Source organism: Kiloniella laminariae (assembly GCF_027214005.1).
Taxonomy (GTDB): domain Bacteria; phylum Pseudomonadota; class Alphaproteobacteria; order Kiloniellales; family Kiloniellaceae; genus Kiloniella; species Kiloniella laminariae_A.
Window position 1 is genome coordinate 1 of record NZ_JAPWGY010000009.1, and the last position, 22,140, is coordinate 22,140.

General features: G+C 50.7%; 12 protein-coding genes. 5 read left to right on the plus strand and 7 right to left on the minus strand.

The window, feature by feature from the left end; translation table 11 throughout:
* Window positions 1-62: 62 nt before the first annotated feature.
* Window positions 63-1,643, minus strand: a complete 1,581-nt coding sequence (locus tag O4H49_RS17495) for an ABC transporter substrate-binding protein (protein ID WP_269424738.1) — start codon at window positions 1,641-1,643, stop codon at window positions 63-65.
* 526 nt (window positions 1,644-2,169) lie between these two features.
* On the opposite strand from O4H49_RS17495, the gene O4H49_RS17500 reads away from it, so the two are divergent.
* Complete coding sequence (locus O4H49_RS17500) at window positions 2,170-2,400, plus strand: hypothetical protein (RefSeq protein ID WP_269424739.1); 231 nt, start codon at window positions 2,170-2,172, stop codon at window positions 2,398-2,400.
* Between the two features lie 97 nt (window positions 2,401-2,497).
* Here the strand turns inward: O4H49_RS17500 and O4H49_RS17505 are convergent, their stop codons facing one another.
* The gene (locus O4H49_RS17505; protein ID WP_269424740.1) at window positions 2,498-3,400 is read right to left on the minus strand and encodes a hypothetical protein; all 903 of its coding nucleotides are present in this window, start codon (window positions 3,398-3,400) and stop codon (window positions 2,498-2,500) included.
* A 354-nt stretch (window positions 3,401-3,754) separates the two neighbouring features.
* Between O4H49_RS17505 and O4H49_RS17510 the strand changes: the two genes are divergently transcribed.
* A complete protein-coding gene (locus O4H49_RS17510) occupies window positions 3,755-4,231 on the plus strand; it encodes a helix-turn-helix domain-containing protein (RefSeq protein WP_269424741.1) in 477 nt (158 codons plus the stop codon).
* 154 nt (window positions 4,232-4,385) lie between these two features.
* Here O4H49_RS17510 and O4H49_RS17515 read toward each other — a convergent pair whose 3' ends face one another.
* On the minus strand, window positions 4,386-4,511 hold the full coding sequence (locus O4H49_RS17515) for a hypothetical protein (RefSeq protein WP_269424742.1): 126 nt from the start codon (window positions 4,509-4,511) through the stop codon (window positions 4,386-4,388).
* Window positions 4,512-4,683: 172 nt separating this feature from the next.
* Window positions 4,684-6,150, minus strand: a complete 1,467-nt coding sequence (locus tag O4H49_RS17520; protein ID WP_269424743.1) for a phosphotransferase family protein — start codon at window positions 6,148-6,150, stop codon at window positions 4,684-4,686.
* Window positions 6,151-6,274: 124 nt separating this feature from the next.
* Between O4H49_RS17520 and O4H49_RS17525 the strand changes: the two genes are divergently transcribed.
* Both O4H49_RS17525 and O4H49_RS17530 read left to right on the plus strand, forming a co-directional pair.
* Complete coding sequence (locus O4H49_RS17525) at window positions 6,275-6,925, plus strand: DsbA family oxidoreductase (protein WP_269424744.1); 651 nt, start codon at window positions 6,275-6,277, stop codon at window positions 6,923-6,925.
* A gap of 23 nt (window positions 6,926-6,948) precedes the next feature.
* Complete coding sequence (locus tag O4H49_RS17530) at window positions 6,949-7,668, plus strand: metallophosphoesterase family protein (RefSeq protein WP_269424745.1); 720 nt, start codon at window positions 6,949-6,951, stop codon at window positions 7,666-7,668.
* 60 nt (window positions 7,669-7,728) lie between these two features.
* Here O4H49_RS17530 and mfd read toward each other — a convergent pair whose 3' ends face one another.
* Complete coding sequence (gene mfd / locus O4H49_RS17535; RefSeq protein WP_269424746.1) at window positions 7,729-11,220, minus strand: transcription-repair coupling factor; 3,492 nt, start codon at window positions 11,218-11,220, stop codon at window positions 7,729-7,731.
* Window positions 11,221-11,352: 132 nt separating this feature from the next.
* Entirely contained in the window at window positions 11,353-11,625 is a 273-nt protein-coding gene (locus O4H49_RS17540) for a succinate dehydrogenase assembly factor 2 (RefSeq protein ID WP_269424747.1), read from the minus strand.
* Between the two features lie 197 nt (window positions 11,626-11,822).
* On the opposite strand from O4H49_RS17540, the gene recG reads away from it, so the two are divergent.
* A complete protein-coding gene (gene recG / locus O4H49_RS17545) occupies window positions 11,823-13,904 on the plus strand; it encodes an ATP-dependent DNA helicase RecG (protein WP_269424748.1) in 2,082 nt (693 codons plus the stop codon).
* A 106-nt stretch (window positions 13,905-14,010) separates the two neighbouring features.
* Here recG and O4H49_RS17550 read toward each other — a convergent pair whose 3' ends face one another.
* Window positions 14,011-21,645, minus strand: a complete 7,635-nt coding sequence (locus O4H49_RS17550) for a DUF5801 repeats-in-toxin domain-containing protein (RefSeq protein ID WP_269424749.1) — start codon at window positions 21,643-21,645, stop codon at window positions 14,011-14,013.
* Between the last annotated feature and the right edge of the window lie 495 nt (window positions 21,646-22,140).

Genomic DNA, 22,140 nt, shown 5'->3' on the forward strand with positions numbered 1-22,140 from the left:
CGGAGATCACCAGCAACGTCAGAACACCAAACGATAACCGCTTGGCAATCAGACCTATCAAATCACCCATCAATCCAGACCTGTTCAGGGGCGCGGAAACCACTCATACCGTAAGTGGCAACATGCTCAAAGCCCTTGATATTTTTGGTGGCTGCATCGAGGTAATCAGCAAACATTGGGATAATGACACTACCTTCATTACTCACCATGGTCTGCATTTCAGTATAAAGTGCCCGACGTTTGGTCTGATCGAGCTCGGCTCGTGCTTCTACGAGCAATTTATCAAACTTCTCGTTCTTCCAGAAGCCTTCATTCCAGGCTGCATCGGAAGAGAACGCGGTCGAGAACATAAGGTCCGGCGTAATACGTCCACCCCAATAGGAGAAACAGAAATTTTTCTGCATCCAGACATTGGACCAGTAACCATCGTTTGGCTCCCGGACCAAATCGATCGTAATTCCTGCTTTTGAGGCACTCTCCTTGAAGAGAACTGCTGTGTCCACCGCTCCGGCAAAGGCAGCATCAGAAGTGTGCAATGGAATAGTCTGTCCCTCAAATCCGGCTTTCTTAAAGTGGAAAGCAGCTTTATCGGGATCGTAGGTCCGTTGCTCAAGATCAGCGGCAAAATATTGATCAGTAGCAGCGATTGGATGATCATTCCCCACACGACCATAGCCACGCAAGACTGTGTTCAACAGCTGCTCACGGTCGATTGCGTATTTCATTGCCAGGCGCAGATCATTATTATCGAACGGTGCACGGTCTCCCATCATCGGCATCGTGTAGTGCTGAGCGCCGGATGTTGAGAGAATCTGAACATTCTTGGCACGCTTGAGCAGCGAGAGGGTCTTGGGATCCACCCGGTTGATCAGATGCACCTCACCTGTTTGCAGTGCGGATGTACGTGCTGCGACATCTTCGATCGCCAGAATTTCCACTGAATCGACATGAGCACGATCAGACTTGAAATAGTTCGGGTTTTTCTTGGCCAGGAAGCGAACTCCCGGCTCAAAGCTTTCGATCTGATACCCGCCGGTACCAATACCACTGGCAGGGTCTTCACCTACAGGCATGATCTGGAGATGATAGTCCGACAGCAAAAACGGCAAATCCGCATTACCGGAAGTCAGGGATACAATAACCTTGTCTTTACCGTCTGCCTTGATCTCTGCCACACCGCCAAGAATTCCCTTGGCACCAGATTCCGATTTCTCACCCAGATGATGCTGGATTGACCAGACCACATCATCGGCGTCCATTGTTTTACCATTGTGGAACTCCACCCCCTTACGAAGGTTGAATACCCACTCCTGGGCTCCTGGCTTGGCTTCCCATCCTTCAGCCAGTTCCGGGGTCGCTTCACCTTTGACATTCACCTCAACAAGGCAGTTGCGTGAAGCAAAGGTCATAACCTGTGGCATGTACTGTGTAATGGTAGCTGGGTCGAGACTGTCAGTCGTCTGTCCTCCAGCCATCCCCACTTTGAGGTGGCCACCTTTAATCGGTGTCGCGTTGGCACTGCTGGAAAGAAGCGTCGTCGCAGCAGCAATGCTCAGGCCCAGAGCCGAAGACTTGGCCATAAAATCACGACGGGTCATTTTCCCGGTCGCAACAAGAGATTTGTAATACTCAATTTCAGACATGAAGTTCTCCCTACTTGCAAGCCAATATCAGATGAGTTTGGCGGTTAGTTTTTTTATTCACTGAAGCTCGCTCTATTTCGAGCCACCCTGTTTTTTTATTATGTGACAAGTTTCACAAATATCGTACTGAAATTTCAAGATATTTTTTTATAAAATGTCGTGACATAAAAATAATCGAGGCTATGGATAAATAATAACGGGGGGAATTAACCGACGAATTCAAGCAGGATCGTTGAAAAATAATAAAGATTCATTTTAGCGGTGCAAAAGATTAATAAGCAGCACTAGAGCCCCTACTCCCTATTCTTTTTACCAATAACAACGTGAACAGAAGAATCGCAGGAGTGTTTTTTGCGCAGATGAGCTGAAGATCAGGATTCTTGTTACAGCCAAATTGAGGAAAGAACCCCGGCAGAAAACTTGAAAACCACGGCTTCTCGCACTATTCACTACAGAAGCAAAAGACAGAAGCAGGCCCCGGTACCTTCACAGCCCGGTAGATAAAAATGAAAGAAGCAGCATACAGATGTCCAAACCCAGAAATATTCCTGAAATCCAGGCCCGACTGGATCTGATCAGCCAGGAGTTGATTGCACTTATTCAAGAATATCAGCTTGATGCCGAAGATCCGCTTGAGGTCATCCCTGTCGCCAGGCAGAAAATAAATGTTTCTGATGACTATATCCGGTTTCTTGAGTTATCACTCGAGGGGTGTCTTCTGGGGGAAGCGGCCAGCTTCCTTGAAACAGGCAAATAACCCGACGAACCCCGGGCTTTCGTATGAAAGCGCGGGGGTACTTCTTCTGAAAACCTGTCGATACAGATTTAAAAACCCGCCGACGCCAGTTCCCAGATCAGATACTAAAGCCTTCCGGGCAGCTCAAAGCGATTTCTACATCAGGGGTCATAATTGACATTCCCGTGAGCAGCTTTTGTCCATCCGGGGTTCGCCAGGGTAAACGCAGACAACGGTACCTGTTTCGGCATCGGGATCCACTATCAAGCGTCATACAGGCATCAACATGCTCGTACTGCGGCAAGCCGGAATGGAGAATAACTTCGTACGCCTTACGGATCCACTCACCGTAATCAGGATCAGGTTGCTGATGAATACGGCTTCCAACCGCCACATGCGGCCAATCAGGCCCGTAGACGCCAATATCCGAGCCAATATGAGTAAATTTTGGTTCTGTATAACCAACATCGGGCTCTATAAAGACAGCCCGGTCAAGCAACCCCTGACGCCGCATAACATCTGTCGCGGTCTCGGTAAAGAGACCTGAACTTTCACGCCAGCTTTCCAGAATTGGCAGAAATCTTGCTGAAGCTTCTGACGCATCAAAAGAAAGAGAAAAGGGGTCTTTTGCGACAGCAACATAACGATCCTTTCGCCCTGTTCCTTTTTCGAGGGCGGCAACAGACATCAAACGCATACAAGCAAGCAGAGGCTCCTTGTATTCTTCATAAAATCTTCCGTCTGGTCCATATCGAAGACCCAGCTTTATATAGGGGGCTTCCAGCAACAGCGAACCAGCCGTCGACAAGGCTTCATCAGAAACAAACCTTGGGTCAAAAGAGAGCGTGATATGCATCAGTTTCTGGTCTGAAATCGCCGAAACCCAGCCAAGTTCCTCGACACAGAGAGCATTCTTCTCATCGCCATAACGGGATGAAAAGCTGCCAAACCGATGGAATCTGACGATCGCATCGTCAAAAACTTTACCGAACTCATTGATCAAACGAGTCTGTTTACCCATGTACCACCACGAAAGAAGGTCTGTGATAATTTCCCGCTATTGTAACTTTAGACTGATATTTTTGGGAAGAGACTAATCACACTCAAAAGAATTTATTCCTTCAAATTCATCCACACCCCCACAAAACGACAGATAAGCACCATAAAAACAAAACAGCATCAACAGATAACCAGAATTACCATCGACCGAATACATCATTTCAAAAGTAAAAAACGAACCATACCACTACTCGAAATCAAGATAAGATTGAAAACAACTCATTTTAACCCACGGTTGAATATTGAATACTAATTTTAACTTGAGAAAATTTGCGCGTTATGGTAGTTTTACCCAAGCAACCTAGCAAGGCAGATAATGAGAAACAAAAAACCACTACCAAAACGGATCACAGGTGTACCAAATGCCGTGGACGTCCACGTGGGACAACGGCTTCGGTTGCGCCGCACCTTACTGGGCCTTAGTCAGGAGAAACTTGGCGAAGCCCTGGGACTAACCTTCCAACAGGTCCAGAAATATGAACGGGGCACCAACCGCATTGGTGCCAGCAGGCTGTATGACCTGGCCAGAGTCCTGGACATTGAAATAGGATATTTTTTCGACGATATGTCCGAAGAAGTATCTCACCGTTCTCCAGGACAAATTCGGGGAATGGCAGAAGAAGGCGAAGAACTCCCATTTGAAAAAGATCCAATGGCCCGACGCGAGACCCTGGAGCTTGTGCGCGCCTACTACAAAATCGGGGATCCCTCGGTTCGCCGGCGCCTGCTCGAGATGGCCAAAACCCTTGGCAAGGCCTCTATCGATCTGGCAGAAGCCGCTGACGCGGAATAATTCCCATCAAAATAGAGGGAGCTTTTACTGGCTGTAGAAGCTCCCTCTTCGTAACAGATGTTACATCTGACGCTCCAGCTGCCCCCATAATTATCCCCACAGGGTTTCCTCTGGAAAAAAAACTCTGGAACACCATCGTTTAACCCGGGGGAAATCACTGCGCCATAACCTGAAAGGCTGTAAACCAGCCATAAGACAGAACAAACAGAAAAAAACCAAAACTACCAAAAGCCACTAGACTGCTCAGAAAATAATCCAGCATCGTTGTATCTTCTCTCATCTCAATCTCCTGAAGTCGATCTCACATAGGAACATTTCATGAACTTTATGCCAAAAATCACACCACCGAGTCAAGAACAAAAAGAGAACAAAGCGAACAAAATAACTATACCTTGAAATTTTTCATTTTATTTCAACCTATTAGCAACATTGATAATTTACAGAAACAGCCATTACAAGTTATGACGTTCGTCCCCCAACAAAGCCACATAACCAGCCAGGCTTGCCGGGCTTATTATCTCAAGCTTGCTACGGTTCACCCGAAGAAGAAGTTGATACAGCTGCTCTTCTCGGTCGTAACAACCACTGCGTATCTGGTCCCGCAAGGTTATCAGCTCTGAAGTTTTTACGCTTTCTTCGAAGCTTTCCGGTAAAGAGCTTCCATGACTGGTACTCGTGAAAACCCTCTGGTTTAGAGCTGCTGCAATCCGGATGATTTTTTTCAGCGCTCTATTGTCCATATCAGTGCCTTGATCAACCAGAGCCTCTTGCGCCTCTCCCCATAAAGGGAGTGAGTCGATCTGCTGCATCAGATGTTGCAAAATATCTTTCTCCCTCGCCCAGGAACCTGACAACAGCTCTGATACCAATGCAGATACTGTAATTTCTTTATCACGGGTTACAGCATTATTTTGTGTTTTGCCCTTCCAGGAAAAGGGCGCTGTCATCTCCAGCAGCATATCTTCGATTTCCAGCGGGCGGATCAAACCGGTCAACCCCAATTCCAGATCCTTCTCACCACCGCTATAGTTTCGCTCCCCCTGCTGCATGGCAATCACCAGCCATCGCAACAGCGCCATCACTTCCCAGAATTTGACACGCTCCGGATCGACGTCCTCGCCGCTGACAGCCCTGTATCCCTGATAAAAGCTGTCTCTGCTGGCAATCCCACCTGCTGGCGTCCCCTCATAACCATAGCGCCAGCAACGGGCACAAAACCAGCCGAGGTCACTATACGGATCTCCCCAGCCAGAAAACTCCCAATCGAGAAGTCCCGTCAGCCTTTCCTGATCAACCAGATAGTTCGCTGTCCGGAAATCTCCGTGAACCAAAACCTGAACTGACGAACGACAATAATCCGTCTGGCTCAAACACCAGCGCATGGCCCATTCAGCCACGGGGCGAACCATGCCCGGCTGATCGAAGAATGCCCGGTACTGCCGAATAAGAGAGCTGACCGGATCAGGAGCGAGGCGCTTCAAAAAAGGTAAATTTACGGGAGACAAGCGATGTATAGCTGCCAGTTCTCGCCCAAGCTCAACCGCCAGCTCTTCTCGCCTTGCTCCGGCACGTATTCTGGCAAAATCCGTCGTTCCTGGCAGATACTCCATCAGAATAAACGGCTTGCCAATGATCTCTGTGTCCTGACACAGGGCAATCGGCCTTGGGGTCTTTATGCCGGCAGCATGAACATAAGACAAAACAGCATATTCATCGGCCTTCTTGTGACTGCCAGCAACCAGGGTTGCTGCGTCGGTACGCAAAACCAGACTTCCTGTTTTTCCATCAGCACAAGAATAGTCCAGGCGCAGATTTTCCTGAATCGCCCCTCCGGACATTGTGATGATTCTCTCAATCACCAGCCCTTGACGCGCCAGTGTCTGCCCCACAAAATCAGCCAGCGCGGTTACCTTGTTCACATCTTCCAGCAATTATCTGCCTCAACCCGATCTGTTTCCCTGACGCAGACATAGCAAAGAGAAGCTCGACAACAAAGCCGGATAATGCACACTCAGCACTTCATTTTGAAAGCAGCCGACCACGATGACAAAAGCGACCATTGAAATTGATATCTATTCCGACCCGATCTGTCCCTGGTGCTACATCGGACTGAAACGCTTTCGCAAGGCCCAGACCATGCGGCCAGATTTTGAGGTCAAAACCCGCTGGCTTACCTTTCAACTCAATCCTGACATGCCACTGGAGGGAATGGAACGCCAGAGCTATCTGGACAACAAATTTGGCGGGCGGGACAACGCAACGCAGTTTTACGATCAAATCGCCGCCACAGGGTATGAGGAAGGCATCGATTTCAAATTCGACCTAATCAAAAAAACGCCCAACACGGTCGATGCCCATCGCCTGTCCATTTTTGCCCGCAGCCAGAACAGACAGGATGCCCTTATGGAACGCCTGTTCGAATACTATTTCCTTGAAGGACAAAATATTGGTGACCGAAATGTCTTGCTGGAAATTGCAAAAGCAAGCGGATTGACAGATGCAGAGAAATACCTCGACAGCGATCAAGGCCATGAAGAGGTGCTCTTTACAGACCAGAATGCCCGGTCACTGGGATTAAATGGCGTTCCCTGTTTTATCGTCAATCGCCAACACATCCTTCCCGGCGCCCAGAACGCAGATACATTGGCCCAGATGCTCGATATCGGCTATCAGCAACAGCTTGAACAATCATAACCGCTGGCAGGAACACAAGAGCAATGCAAGTCGCAATCATCTCTGATATACACGGCAACCTTCTCGCTCTGGAAACAGTCATGCGGGAAATCAACCAACGCAAACCGGACTTTGTACTCAATCTCGGAGATTGTGTTTCCGGGCCTTTCTGGCCAAAGGAAACTTTTGAATACCTGCAAGATCTCGACATACCGACCGTCCGGGGCAATCATGACCGCTGGCTTGACGAACGCACAGCGGAACAGATCAATCCCGGGTATGACTTTGGCCATCGTTCTCTGGACGCCGGACACCGCAAGATCCTTGGGGCGTTGCCAGCACGCCTCATGATCGAACAGGATATTCTCGCCTTTCACGGCACACCGCTCGATGACACAAAGTACCTGCTGGAAGATAATGTCGAAGGGCGCCTGGCTCTGGCCAGAGGCCGCGATGTTCATGCCCGGATCGGCGATCAGTTCAACGCCAGCCTTTATCTTTGCGGACACAGCCATCTGGCCCATATCGCCACAGGACCAAAGGGAAGCACCATTATCAATCCCGGCAGCGTCGGCTGTCCCCGTTATGCCGACAGCGACGCGCCCCTTGAAGCGGAGAGCGGTTCGGCACATGCTCGCTTTGCCATTGCAACGAAAACAGAGAAGCGCTGGTCGGTAGAGCTCATCGCGCTGGATTACGACTGGGGCAAGGTCGCAGCCCGTGCCCGTGAAAACGGCTATCCCTCCTGGGCTCAGGTCTATTAATCACCTGACAGAAAACCCTAATCCATAAACACATAAACTAACTTCAATAAATTGTAATTCCTACTTTTTTGATATCGATACAAGCTCTTCCATCATACTGCGAACGCCCTTGAGGCGGGATGCCGGATCATCCCAGGCCCGGCGGTAAACCAGCTTGTGATCCGGGCGGATTTTAACTGTCCCCACCTGTTCCTGTATGAAGATAATAAGAGCTGACGGGTTGGCAAAGCTGTCATTACGGAAAGAGATCACAGCCCCTTTCGGGCCTGCATCAACTTTCTCGACGCCGCACTCTTTACAAAGCCCCTTGATCATCATCACCTGCAGCAGGTTTTCCACCTCGACAGGAATGTCCCCGAAACGGTCAATCAGCTCGGCAGCAAACCCATCAATCTCGGCCCGTTCCGTCAGCCCGGAAAGCCGGCGATAGAGCCCCAGCCTGACATTCAGGTCTGCAACATAATGGTCCGGGATCAGGACCGAGGAACCGATATTGATCTGGGGCGACCAGACGTCTTCTGACACATCGTTGACCTCATCACTGCGCAGTGTAGCAATCGCCTCTTCCAGCATCTGCTGATACAGCTCGACCCCGACTTCCTTGATATGACCCGACTGCTCGTCGCCAACCAGGTTTCCGGCCCCGCGAATATCCATATCGTGACTGGCGAGGGTAAAGCCCGCGCCCAGACTGTCGAGGGTCTGCATAACCTCCAGACGGCGTTCAGCAGTCTTGCTCAGCAGCTTGCCGACAGGCAGTGTCAGATAACAATAACCGCGGATCTTGGAACGGCCGATACGACCGCGTATCTGGTATAGCTGTGCCAGACCAAACATATCCGCCCGGTGTACAATCATGGTATTGGCCGAAGGAATATCCAGCCCTGACTCAATGATATTGGTCGAAAGCAGGACATCATACTGATGATCACAAAAAGCGGTCATCACCTCTTCAAGTTCGGTTGGTGCCAACTGACCATGGGCAACGCAAAGTTTTACTTCCGGCACCAGCTTGGTCAGTTTCTCTTTCATTTCCTTGATATCGGACAAGCGTGGACAAACATAGAATGTCTGTCCACCGCGATAGTGTTCACGCAAGATCGCTTCGCGGACAATCACCGGGTCAAAAGGCAGGATAAAGGTGCGTGCCGCCAGACGGTCTACTGGCGGTGTCGCGATCAGACTCATTTCCTTCACACCCGACATGGCCATCTGCAAGGTGCGGGGGATCGGTGTTGCCGTCAGGGTCAGAACATGGACGTCCGTGCGCAACTCTTTCAGGCGCTCTTTCTGCTTCACTCCAAAATGCTGTTCTTCATCCACAATCAGAAGACCAAGGTCCGAGAACTTGATATTCTTGGAAAAAACAGCATGAGTTCCGACGACGATCTCAACCGTTCCAGCTGCCAGTCCCTTTTTGGTTTCTGTCTGCTGCTTGCTGTTTGCCAGGCGAGACAGCTGACCAATCCGAACAGGCAACCCCTTGAATCGCTCAACAAAGGTCAGGTAGTGCTGACGTGCCAGCAGGGTTGTCGGCACAACAATCGCCACCTGCTTGCCACTCATCACCGCGACAAAGGCAGCCCGCAAAGCCACCTCGGTTTTACCAAAGCCGACATCGCCACAGATCAGCCGATCCATGGGGCGACCCGACCTCAGATCTGTAAAGACATCTTCGATGGCGTTCAGTTGATCTTCAGTTTCCGGATAGGGGAAGCGCGCAGCGAACTCGTCATAAAGCCCTTCAGGCACATCAATGGTCTCGGCTTTGCGCAACAGGCGGTTGGCCGCAATACCGATCAGCTGATGGGCAATCTCGCGGATGCGCTCCTTGACCCGTGCCTTACGCGCCTGCCAGCCCACGCCACCAAGCCGATCCAGCTCTGCCCCGGAATCCTCGGAGCCATAGCGCGACAGGACTTCGATATTCTCGACCGGAACAAAAAGCTTGTCGCCCCCGTGATACAGCACCTTGAGACAATCATGTGGTGCGCCACCAACATCAACAGTCTCCAGGCCGATATACTGGCCGATCCCGTGCTCCATATGGACAACGAAGTCATTGTCCTGCAGCGAAGAAGCCTCGCGCAGGAAATTATCGGACTTGCGGCGTTTTTTCTGCGCCCGGGCAATCCTCTCCCCAAGAATATCCTGCTCGGTGATGAAAACCACATCGGGGGTTACGACGCCGCGTTCCAGCCCCATGGTCAGGAACTGTACCTGCTTGCGCATGGTTTTGCGCAGAATTTTCCAGTTTTTCAGGATATCCGTGTTGGTAATCTCGTGCTCATGAAACATCGAAATCAGACGGTCACGTGATCCATCGGTATAGCCTGTGACAACGATCTTTTTACCTGCGTTCTGTTGCAGGCGGATATAGTCGCGAACCTCGTCAAAGACATTCACGCCTTCGCGGTTCCGCGATTCAGAAAAATCCTTGCCGAGCTTGCCTTCTGCATCGAGCACATTTTCCTGATGGTCCGGCAGCTCAAAAGGAGAGAACTGGGCAACGCCCCGGATAGTCAGCTGCGCATCCCAGTCAGCTACCGACAGGAACAGCCGCTCCATGGCAACAGGCTTATAGGTCGTACCGCTGTCGGATGATTTCTCGCTGACCTTCCCCATGGATTGGCGGGCCTGATAAAAATCAGTGATCGATTCAATCCGGGCATCCCGCGCCTCTTCAGACTGGGCATCCAGCGTCACCCGAACTTCAGGCAAATAATCAAAAACAGTTTCCAACTCGCCGTAAAACAAGGGTAACCAGTGTTCCATTCCTGGATACTGCCGCCCTTCTGAAATCGCTTCGTACAACGGGTCATCTTTACCAACGGTACCAAAGCTTTCCCGATAGCCCAGCCTGAAAGCCTCAATGGTTTTCTCATCAAGAATGACTTCACCAACCGGCCTCAACTCCAGACTCTCGGCCTCGCCCGTGGTGAGCTGGCTCATGGGATCAAAATGGCGCAGACTGTCCAGTTCATCACCGAAGAAATCCAGCCGCAGCGGGTTTTCCTGACCTGGTGGATAAACATCCAGAATCCCCCCGCGAATGGCATATTCGCCCGGCTCGCTCACGGTTTCGGACCTGCTATAGCCGTTTGTGGCAAAGAAACGGGTCAGGCGATCAAGCGGCATCACCGATCCGGCTTTGGCAATCAGCGTCCGGTCTTTGAAAACGCCCCGGGGTGGCACCCGTTGCAAAGCCGCACTGATGGTTGTCAGGACCAGACGCCCCCCTACAGGACTTTGTGTTTCCAGCAAGCGGGCAAAGGCATCAATCCGCGCCGCGAGAATATCCCGATGCGGACTTACCCGGTCATAGGGCAGACAGTCCCAAGCCGGGATCTGGATAATTTCAAGATCCGGGGCAAAAAACTGTACCAGTTCAGCCAGGGCAGCCATCCGGTTGTCATCCAGGGCAATATGCAAAACCGGCATCGGTGCCAGATCGGTGGCAAGCTCAGCGAGGATCTGGGCATCATATCCTTCGGGTGCCGCGGAAATCTGGTAACGATCAGCGGCCTGAAGCCGGGTGGCGAGTGTTTTCACAATAGTAATCTTTATTATCTGGAGTAATCTTTTTATCAGGTCTTTATCTGAAATGGATCGGTTCGACCTGTGTTTTCATAGCCTGTATATTCATAGACAGAATATTCATAAGCAGAAACAGGCCTGACAGGTCTACCTGTCCTGCGGCTTGTACTCGAATGCCAGCAGAGCAGTCAGAACAGGGTTACAGCTGCTTTCCGGTGGCTGTGAATTGCCGATTATCCAGTCATACAATACAGGATCAGGAATATTGAGGATCTCTTCAAACAGATCCAGATCCCCTGCTTCCATCGTGCCGACATGCTGATCGGCAAAAGATCCGACCAGAAGATCGGCTTCCTGTGTTCCGCGATGCCAGCTTCTGAACCGGAGCTGTTTGCGTCTTTTCTCCACCTCGGCAGTCATAGATCCTGTACCTGTTTTATATTCCCCGGCCTTTCAGTCAACACCCCGTCATCCATTAACCCGGTCCAGGCACAGCGCGCCTGATATATTTGACCATAGCCTTGCTTGTGGTGTTTCGTTTGCAGGGAAAGCTGTGTTATGAAACATTACTAGAACATTTAATAAACATCCTGCCCATTTTCTGCAAGTCAAAGCCCGTGCGACCAGAGATTCTCTTTCCGCTTTTTACACCTGTCTCCACTCTTCAGGGGGTCGGCCCTCGCCTGAGTGTTCTTTATGAAAAACTCGCAGGCTCCCGTGTTCTTGATCTCTGCTGGCACCTGCCCGTCGGGTTGATTGATCGACGCTATGCGCCGACACTTGCCGACGCCCTGCCCGATCGGGTTGCCACCCTTAAGGTATCCGTCACCCGTCACAGCCCGGGCCCCAATCGACGCAGCCCTTACCGGGTGTTCTGTCACGATGCTACAGGCGAAATCCAGCTGGTGTTCTTCCATGCCCGCGCCGATTATCTGATGAAACTCCTCCCCCCCGGCGAAATCCGTATTATCAGTGGCAAGCTGGAACGCTTTGGCGAGACCTTGCAGATGGCCCACCCTGATCACATAGTCCCTGTGGAGGAAGAAGCCGAGGTCAAGACTGTCGAGCCAGTCTATCCCTTGTCTGCCGGTGTCACGCTGAAACCCCTGACCAAGGCAATCCGCGGGGCTCTTGCACTGACCCCACAGCTGCCGGAATGGCTGGACCCGGCGCATCAGGCCCGCGAACAGTGGCAGAGCTGGCGGGACTGCCTCGAACAGGCTCACCATCCCGGATCAGATGACGAACTCACGCCTTTTTCCCTGATCAGAAAACGGCTGGCTTATGACGAACTGCTCGCCAATCAACTGGCGATCTCTCTGGTTCGCCAGCAACAGACCGCGGCCAAAGGTCGGGTAATCAAAGGCAACGGCCATCTGCGTGAACAGATGCTCGATATTCTGCCCTTTACCCTTACCGGATCACAGGACAGGGCCATCAAAGAAGTCATTACCGATATGGAAAGCCCGGATCGCATGTTGCGGCTGGTTCAGGGCGACGTCGGCAGCGGCAAGACCGCCGTGGCGCTCTTTCCCATGCTTGCTGCGATTGAAACCGGGGCGCAGGCTGCCATTATGGCCCCGACAGAAATCCTGACCCGCCAACACTATAACACTCTACAGCCCTTTGCAGAGAAACTGGGCATAGCGATCACCATCCTCACCGGACGCGACAAGGGCAAAGCCAGAACCGCCATCCTGGACAGCATTGCCCAGGGCAAGGCCCAGATGGTCATAGGTACCCACGCCCTGTTTCAGGACGAGATTGTGTTTCACAACCTCGCACTTGCCGTGATTGATGAACAGCACCGCTTTGGCGTGCACCAACGCCTGTCGTTGGCCAAGAAAGGCGCAGGTGTGGACATGCTGGTCATGACGGCCACACCAATCCCCCGCACCCTGATGCTGACCGCCTATGGCGATATGGCAGTCTCTCGCCTGACCGAAAAACCCGCCGGACGTCAACCCGTTGATACCCGCACCGTTCCGCTGGACAAGATCGCCGACGTAATCAATGGCGTGGCCCGCTCGCTCGATCAGGGCACCAAGGTTTATTGGGTCTGTCCGCTGGTTGAAGAGTCCGATAAATCGGATCTCGCCGCCGCAGAAGCCCGCTTTCGAGAACTGGAAGAACGCTTTGGCGCGCGGGTCGGCCTGATTCACGGCCGGATGAAAGGCCCGGAAAAAGACGCCGTGATGGAACAGTTCGCCAAGGGAAGCATAGACCTGTTGATCGCCACCACGGTGATCGAAGTGGGGGTCGATGTCCCACAGGCCACCATCATGATCATCGAACACGCCGAACGCTTTGGCCTGGCCCAGTTGCACCAGCTGCGTGGTCGCATTGGCCGGGGCAGCGAAAAATCCACCTGTATCCTGCTATATCAGGGACCGCTGGGGGAAACCAGCAAGGCGCGGCTCAAGATCATGCGCGAGAGTGACGACGGCTTTGTCATTGCCGAAGAAGACCTGCGCCTGCGCGGTGCCGGGGAAATACTCGGCACCCGGCAAAGCGGCCTGCCTGAATTCCGGGTCGCCGATCTTGCCTGTCACGGCGATCTGCTCGCCACCGCCCGCGATGATGCCAGCCTGATCATGGAAAAAGACCCGACCCTGCAATCAGAGCGGGGCAAAGCCCTGCGCGTACTGCTCTATCTGTTTGAACGCGATACCGCCGTCACCTACCTCAAATCAGGATAAATACCGACGGATCGCTTCAAAAGCATTCCGCACTGACAAAAAAAGCCCCCGCCGACGGGCAGGGGCTTTTCATTTCGCTGTCAAGTCCAGACGGACTGGATCGTGATTACACCACTGTTACATTGTGTTCATCATTATCCAGGATCACGGTCAGGATATCAGTGGCGCTAACCCCTTCCAGATAGGCGATCTGGGTATAGGTCGCCCCGCCGTTGGTCGAGATTTCCAGATCGGCACCTCCGCCGTTCTGGGTTGCACGGACAAAGCTTGCGACAGCATCGGTATTATCGTCAAAGCTCACCAGATCACTGATGTTGAGGATATCACCTTCAGCCATGTTATAACCACCACCACTCTGATTGTAATCCGTGATGGTATCCACATCGACCCCGACATTCTGACCAAAGAAACCAAAGGTATCAGCTCCGGTTCCCCCGGTCAGGGTATCTGATCCGGCACCGCCAATCAGAACATCGTTTCCACCATTCCCGATAAGGATGTCATCTCCATCCCCGCCGATCAGGATTTCCCCATCCCCGGTTCCGGTTACAGTCGCCCCCTCCTGATACGCGACACTTACACTGGCAAGATCGGTACTGAAACCATCTGCTGCCGTGTAATCAAAGCTGCCATCTTCCGGCTGGACAATATCCGTGCTTTCGATCGACAGTTCAGCGGTATAGCCCCGTGAACGATCACTGTTTCCACTAATGCCATCAGTCGATTCAACCCGGATGAAATAGTTACCATCCGATGTTGCGGTAAAACTTTCGCCAACATTAAAATCTGAATCAACTACAGAGTTGCCTTTATAGAGGATCAACTTCAGATTACTGTGACCAGAGAAACCTTCCAAGGTTAGGGTTTCCCCTGCGAGCAGAACAACCAGATAGTTATCTTGGTCCCATCTTTTCTCATCCTTGGTAACTCTTCCTTGCCAATTGTAATCAATATCACGTGCGTCTTTAACGCGGCCAGTAAAGTTGATCAGATGAACAACCTCACTTGCAGGTGTTGATCCATCCCGAACCCAGAGATTACGACTCAGATTGGTGGCCTGATTTGAACCTGATGTATCAAAATTATCATTCCGTTCTGAACCGTCGATATAGTCACCGAAACCATAATTAATATAGTCATAACCGTCGCTACCATATGCCCGCTCGGTGATAGTCTGCACCGTACTGCCCGACCCGAAACCAAGGCTGGAAACATCCAGGCCGTCTGGCACAAAGGTAACCACACCACCAGCCTGGCTGACAGCCCCTTCCATCGGGTTACTGACACCGGATACATCTGTGTCAGGGTTGACAACATCATTAAGCAGCAATGCCCACTCAGGAATATCAATATCCCCTGAAGTGATATTGGTCAGAACCACATCGTTAATTGCGTCAATGGGCTCTGGCAGGGTCACACAAACCTTCAGATCCGCCGAAGAAGGATCACCGTCGCCATCAACCATGGTGTAGGTGAAAGTCTCTTCAAAATCGCTGCTCACCGAACCTGGTGCGGTGTAGGTATAGGCACCTGTGGCGGTATCAACCACAAGCTTGCCGCCCTCTGCAGTTGTCGCAATGGTAATAACACCATCATTGCTACCGTCTCCGGCATCGGTATAGACAACACCATCGTGGAGAACCTCGGTGATCGCGACAGTCCCAAATCCATCTGCACCCGGCAGATCATTTGCCAGAAGGTTACCGTTGGCTTCAGCACCACCGATTGTCCCGCCCAAAGCATCGGCCAGATCGGCAAAATCCGGTACACTGACAAAGCTGTATAGGCTGGCCGGGATATAAGGATTACTTGCATCCCCACCGCCAGTATTAAGGAAATAATCCTCCAGCCCGTCTTCAACCGAAGTTGAGGTACCAATACCAATGCCGGTCACCTGAACATTGTTATTGACGATTGCTGTTGCAATATCGCTGTCGATTTCGTCACTGTTACTGGTGCTGGTATCGTTTGGTGAACCATCACTGATGAAATAGAGATGATTTTCAAAAGCGGGCAGCCCCGTAACAGGATTATTCAGATATTCAGAATTCAACCCGAACAGGGATGCCATTCCAGCATCGTAATTGGTCGAACCTGACCCATCGTAATCCCCGCGAATTGCCGTAAGCTGATCATCCAGCGTTGTCGATGACAACGTGCCATCATTGTTCAACCGGACAAAATCGTCCAGATCCAGAGTCCCACCAGCAAAACCGTCAAAGACAAAGGTTCCATAGTCCTCAGCATTTGTCCCGAAAGTCACCAGCGAGAAAGCCAGGGTTTCAGGAGACCCCTTCGCCACCAGACTATCGATAAAGGTGCGGACACCGTCGATCTGGGTCTGGTAGTTCGACAGACCGATTGATCCACTTTCATCAATAACAAAGGCGATATTGAGCGGTGGTGAATCCCCGGGTATGGCGACAAGACAGATCTCGTCATTAACAGCAACCGGCTCATCATCCTTGATACAGATTTTAAGGTCTGCTGAAGTTTTATCGCCATCATTATCGAGGATCGAATAGGTAAAGATATCCTCGACCTCATCATCCGTCGCCGACCCAGGCGCACCATGCATCACCGATGGCAGGCTGGTATAGATATAATCACCAGCGGCATTGCCACCCTGGTCATCCAGATAGATCTCCAGCGTGCCCTTGTCCGTGGTGATGGTCAGAAGTTTGGTAGAGTCATCATAACTGGCTGAAGGTGTGCCCACCGTTGGACCGGTCAAAACCCCGCTTTCATCAACACTGAAGCTGGTACCGTCAACCTCCACACCACAGATCCGGTCGAGACCATCAGCCCCGGCATCATCATTGGCGACAACATTGCCGCTAACGCTGTTGCCCAGCCCGATCGTACCAACCAGTACATCGGCGAGATCTTCAAACGAAGCAGCATTCAGCACTTCACCGGTATCTGCAACAACACCACCATCGAAGAAGTTAACAAAGGTAGAAGGTGAGATTGAACTGCCGATACCGATTGCTGTAAAGCCGATATCGCCATCCAGCAAATCTGCTTTACCGCCACTATCCAGAACAACAGAAGCATTGCTCAGCGGAGAAGCTCCATCATTCCGGTTACCGTCACTCAGGAAGAAAACCTGGTTGTTATGGCCCGGAATATGTTCGAAGTTGCCTCCCGTATCAGAGAAAAGCATCTCAATTGCAGCTTCAAAGTCTGTTGCCCCTGAATTAATGATCGCCCGGCTTGTTCCATCCAATGCCGCTTCTGCCGATGCTAGATCGGTAAAGGTCCCCAGATTGGCAGCATCAGCCCCGAAAGCCACCAACGTAACTGATACGGCAGCTCCAGAACCAAACAGCGTCTGGATAAAGGTTTTGACGCTGGCAATTTCAGTTGCAAGATCAGCATTGCTGACCGAACCGCTGAAATCCATGACGATCCCAATATTCTGGGGTTGCGTCCGGGTTTCCACTTCGGTGACACAGGCTTCATCATTTTCTGCAGCAGGACCATCATCCTTGAAGTAAAGTGAAGTCCCCAAGTCAAGAGAAGCATCGGCATGGTCGCCATCACTGTCAACAATCGTTCCAGTAAGGCTAATCAAGCCTGGTGCAAGGCTAACCGCATCATTCGGGTTATCAGCATCAGGATGTTCAAGCGCCCGTTGCTGATCAAGCGTCACAACCCCGCTACCATTAACTGATACCTTGAAAACAACATCGCCACCCGGGCCGCCAATTCGCCCGTAAACATCCCCACCCTGGGCATAAAGCAGTACGGGATCTCCCGTTGCCATATCCACCAGACCTGAGTCTGTTCCATCAGTTGCAGAAACGGTATAGCTCAAGCTACCAGGACCATCAGCGCCAAAGCTGCTGGCGAAACGGCCAGAGAAATCAAGACTGTCATCCTGGTCCAGATCCGTTTCATCAACACAGAGTGCCTGATTGATCGAGATATTATCAATATATCCCCCCAGACTTTCGTTGGTTCCGGCTCCTTCAAAGGCCAAGTTATTGGTTCCGGCTCCGGCGGTTACAACAACCGTGAATTTGGTCCAACCACCAGGCGCGTCTGTCGAGGTTACATCTTCGACCACGACACCATTCCACTTGACGATGACATCATCGGTGTCGGTGCCGTTATCCACACGAGGGCGATAATGGAAAGTCAGAACATAATCTTCCCCGGCGGTCATACCGGAAATATCCTGTTGCGCTACAGAATTCTGGTGTGCATCAAGTTCAAGCAAAGCATCACCATGCTGTGCCGCACCAGCAACTCCGCCATGCTGGATTTCAAAACCAGGCTGGCCTTCGCCCCCATTGCTCCAGGAGCCATCACTGAGGTTTTCGAATACACTCCAGCTTGCGCCACTCAGGGTATGGCCATCTTCAAAGCTGCCATTAAGAACAAACTCATCCGGTGGGTTAACTGAAATAGACGGGCCATCATCCTTGACGACAACATCCACGGATCCCCAGTCGAAATCCCAGTCGCCATCGACAATTTTAACATGGAATTTCATAGGCAGCGGATCGTTATGATCGTTGGTATCCGGATGCTCCAGAGCAATAAACTGCTCATACTCATATGTTCCATCAGGATTCACTGTAAAGGTGAAGGCAACATCGCCTGCTGCCCAACCGGTCAAAACGTTACCTGTCTGAGATGTTGAAATCGGAGTGTCAGTTTCAGAAGTTGTTATCCCAGCTGTGTTAACATAGATTCTGATCGCATCATTATGAGGGGTCCAGGGAAGGTCTGCCTGTGGACCATCGGCACCAAAATCAAAGATATCGAATGTTCCATCAGCCTTGATAGATGCTGAAGTATTCAGGTCGGTTTCATCGACCATCAGCATTTCCTGCCCATCTATATCCGGGCCGTCATCAAGCACTTTGAGGAAGACTTTACCATAGGCCTTATCTCCATCACCATCTTTGATCCGGACAGAGAAAAGCATCCCTAGCGGCTCGTTATGGTCATGTGAATTCCAGTGTTCCAGGGCTTTATATTGTTCATAGTTATAAGTGCCATCAGGATTGACGGTGAAACGGAAAACCTCCTCGCCATTCGCCGTCCCGATCAGGGTATCACCTGACTGGCTGGTACTTACAGCATGATTGCCTTGGGCTGTTCGAATTGTACCAAGAGAGAACATATCAATGCGGATATCATCTGCCGCTGGACCATCTGCACCAAAATCAAAGACATCAAACTGGCCGAAATCTGAAATGACAGCACCGTTATTAAAATCGGTTTCATCAACACAGAGGAATTCATGACCGCCAATTTTCGGGCCATCATCATCAAAATTGATTTTCAGACGCCCGATGTTACTCCGGTCACCTTCATCATCCACAGCGAAGAATTTCAAATTCATCGTGTTGATGTCTTCGTCGTGATTATAGGGGTTTGGATGCTTGAGGGACATATACTGTTCAACGTAGATATCCACGTCGTTGGAATCATTCTTAAGCTCTGATCCAATTGTCACAACAAAAGCCAGTTCGCCATCCGAGCCACCAACCCGACCATAGACAACAGAAGGATCAGATGCTGAGGAGTAGAGATTAATCTGGGACCCATCAGTAGTCCGAACCCCACTATACTGACCGCTATAATCAATAAAGCGGATATCTTCGAGATCATCAGGCGGAGATAGGCTTGGGGCAGAAGGTGCGTCCGTGTCCGTCGGACCGTCCGAACCATCTTCTTCATCATCGGATCCATCGGTGTGAAGATCCAACCCGCCATCAATCGACATGAAACCCCGGCTTACGATACCGCCACCTGAGACACCATCTGCTAGCATCGCGGCGGCAAGAAGACTTTGGGCTTCCGAAACACCTGCAACATTATTTGTCACAGCCTGTTCCGCAGAGGTCTGATCCCCTTCGGTTTCATCCAGATAGATTTTAGCGCGGCGCACAAGATCGGGGATATCTTCCTTGATATCGAAAACAAACTGGCCTTCGGCAAAGGCAACGTTGTTTTCCAGCGTCAGTTCATCCGTGCCGATATCAGTTTCCTGTTCCTCGGCAATCGCCTGAACAGTGATGACAACTGGCCCGTTGGTATGCGTTGGTCCTTCATTATAACGCCCACCATCCTCGGTATTGCCCTGGTTTTCCCCGCCATCATAAAAACTCAGTGCGGATAAAGCATCACCTTCGCCGCCCTCGCCACCACTGTCGACGTCAACTCCGGTAGTGGTGTAGTCATTGGTGTTAAAGGCAACAATCCCGTTAAAAGTTGTAAAGGCCACCGTTTCCGAAGGATCGAGATCGGGATCATCAGGATCCGGAAGCTCACCCGTATATTGCAGGGTATAGGTTACAAAACCTTCGTTCTCTTCATCAGCTACGGGGCCAAAAAGCTCCCAGCCCGCAGGCAAAGTGGTACAGGATTCATTAACGGTGAAATCAGCAGGTACGCCGGAGAGTTTTAATGTCAGGGTTTCTGAGCCATCAAGATCCCTGAGCGCGGCATTGATCGGAAGCTTGATAACGCTTTCCTCACCAATGGTCTTGTTTTTCCCGCCGCTCAGATAGATGCCATCATCGGGTTGTGGCTCGCCTTCCCCGCCCTGGTCAAGCACACGAAGGTCAAAGCTCTCGCCACCTTCGGAATCGTCAGGATAATCATCGGGGATAACACCGAGCATCAGTTCTGGAATATCAGCTGCCGCATCAATAATGGCCTCAACACTGTATGGCAAAGCAGCGGACAGGCCGGAATCAGGGTCCGTGATAATCGCAACCCCGCTCACCGCAATATCTTCATCTGAGTCTGGAGAAGGCAGAATATAAACCTGGCCGAGATCAGCCGGGTCGATCGATACCGGGAAAGTTCCAAGATATTCGTCCCCTGCCTCGGAACCGCCAATAAACAGCTTAACTCCGGCGGGCAGAGCGTTCATGACAACAAAGTTCAGAACCTCATTATCAGCAGGGACAAAAGTAAAGATCACCTGCATCGGAGCAGCAAAGGTTTCCAGTGCTCCGCCACCGCCATCATGGGGATCGTCATTCAGACCATCATCCCCACCAGGGAGATTCTGGTTTGGCAGCCAGTCCTCAAAACCACCATCATACACCCCAGAAATTCCACCGATTTCGCCGCCATCGACTTCTGTAATCGTGGTGACAAAATCAACTGAAAAGGTACCCTCGGCCGGATCTGTATTTTCATCAATACCTTCAAACAGTCCGAAATTCAGTTCGGTTGGGTCGATTACGCCCTGGGCAATCAGCAGATCAATCACACTCCCGGTGTCATCGCTGTAACGACTGCCACCACCACCGGCAGGACCTGCCCCTGCCGCTGTACCACCGGCTGCGGTTTCAAGTGTATTATCACCACCTGCAAGCGCCAGCGCCTGCCCGATCAACTGGTCTGAGGCAATCTCGACACCATTAACCACCAAAACAGGCGGGTCGCCTGCTTGTGCCTGATTGACAAGATTCAGAAAGACAATCCGGCTGTCTGGTGCGCCGTCACCATCACTATCATAGGAGAGAACAAAATTGGCGCCTTCCACAGAGGGTGTCGCCTGTGCCGCGTTAAAATCAAGAACAACGGTCTGTCCGCTCTCAAGGGTCTGTTCTATTTCCTGTCCGGACGCAGGAGCCGGAATTGTTAAAATCGCCTGCCCGATCAAGACATCCTGTTCCTGGCCTCCCGCCAAAGAATTGTCTTGAGAATCAACCTGATCTGAACCTTCAAATAAACCTGAAGTATTTGGGGGGAATTCACTTGCCATGATCTTACCCTTCAGCTGTTGTCTGTCACGAGGACTTCAATAACATTCAAGTAAAATTTTATGATTTTTTTACATTCTTAGGCACACATTTATCAACAAAAAATACATACATATATATGATTTTTATTGCATTTATTAATTTAACATTAACATTCATATACTTATCAATTGTTTTCAATAAGGTTTTTTATCCTCAGATATCCACGTATTTCAATTATACCCCACATACTTTCTCTACTTTTGATAAAATCATCAGATTTTAAAATCCCAAGAATATAATAGTATATCCATTTGTTATATATAGATATATTTCACAAATCCTCTATACATCCATAAGAAAAAAAATCAAAAATAAACAGGAAGTATTCACTAAAGAAAAAAATCCTATATATTTTACTGTTTTTTAGATCAGCACACTTCTTGGGTGCAAATTAAATTACTCAACACGGATAGAATTCAACTATGACTGCCAGTACAAAAGCTGAAAGGAAGAAC

Excerpts from the sequence above, each read along its gene's own strand:
- O4H49_RS17540 (WP_269424747.1), bottom strand. The coding sequence starts at position 11,625 with ATGACTGCCGAGGTGGAGAAAAGACGCAAACAGCTCCGGTTCAGAAGC.
- O4H49_RS17495 (WP_269424738.1), bottom strand. The coding sequence starts at position 1,643 with ATGTCTGAAATTGAGTATTACAAATCTCTTGTTGCGACCGGGAAAATG.
- O4H49_RS17500 (WP_269424739.1), top strand. The coding sequence starts at position 2,170 with ATGTCCAAACCCAGAAATATTCCTGAAATCCAGGCCCGACTGGATCTG.
- O4H49_RS17505 (WP_269424740.1), bottom strand. The coding sequence starts at position 3,400 with ATGGGTAAACAGACTCGTTTGATCAATGAGTTCGGTAAAGTTTTTGAC.
- O4H49_RS17530 (WP_269424745.1), top strand. The coding sequence starts at position 6,949 with ATGCAAGTCGCAATCATCTCTGATATACACGGCAACCTTCTCGCTCTG.
- O4H49_RS17550 (WP_269424749.1), bottom strand. The coding sequence starts at position 21,645 with ATGGCAAGTGAATTCCCCCCAAATACTTCAGGTTTATTTGAAGGTTCA.
- O4H49_RS17525 (WP_269424744.1), top strand. The coding sequence starts at position 6,275 with ATGACAAAAGCGACCATTGAAATTGATATCTATTCCGACCCGATCTGT.
- O4H49_RS17510 (WP_269424741.1), top strand. The coding sequence starts at position 3,755 with ATGAGAAACAAAAAACCACTACCAAAACGGATCACAGGTGTACCAAAT.
- O4H49_RS17515 (WP_269424742.1), bottom strand. The coding sequence starts at position 4,511 with ATGAGAGAAGATACAACGATGCTGGATTATTTTCTGAGCAGTCTAGTG.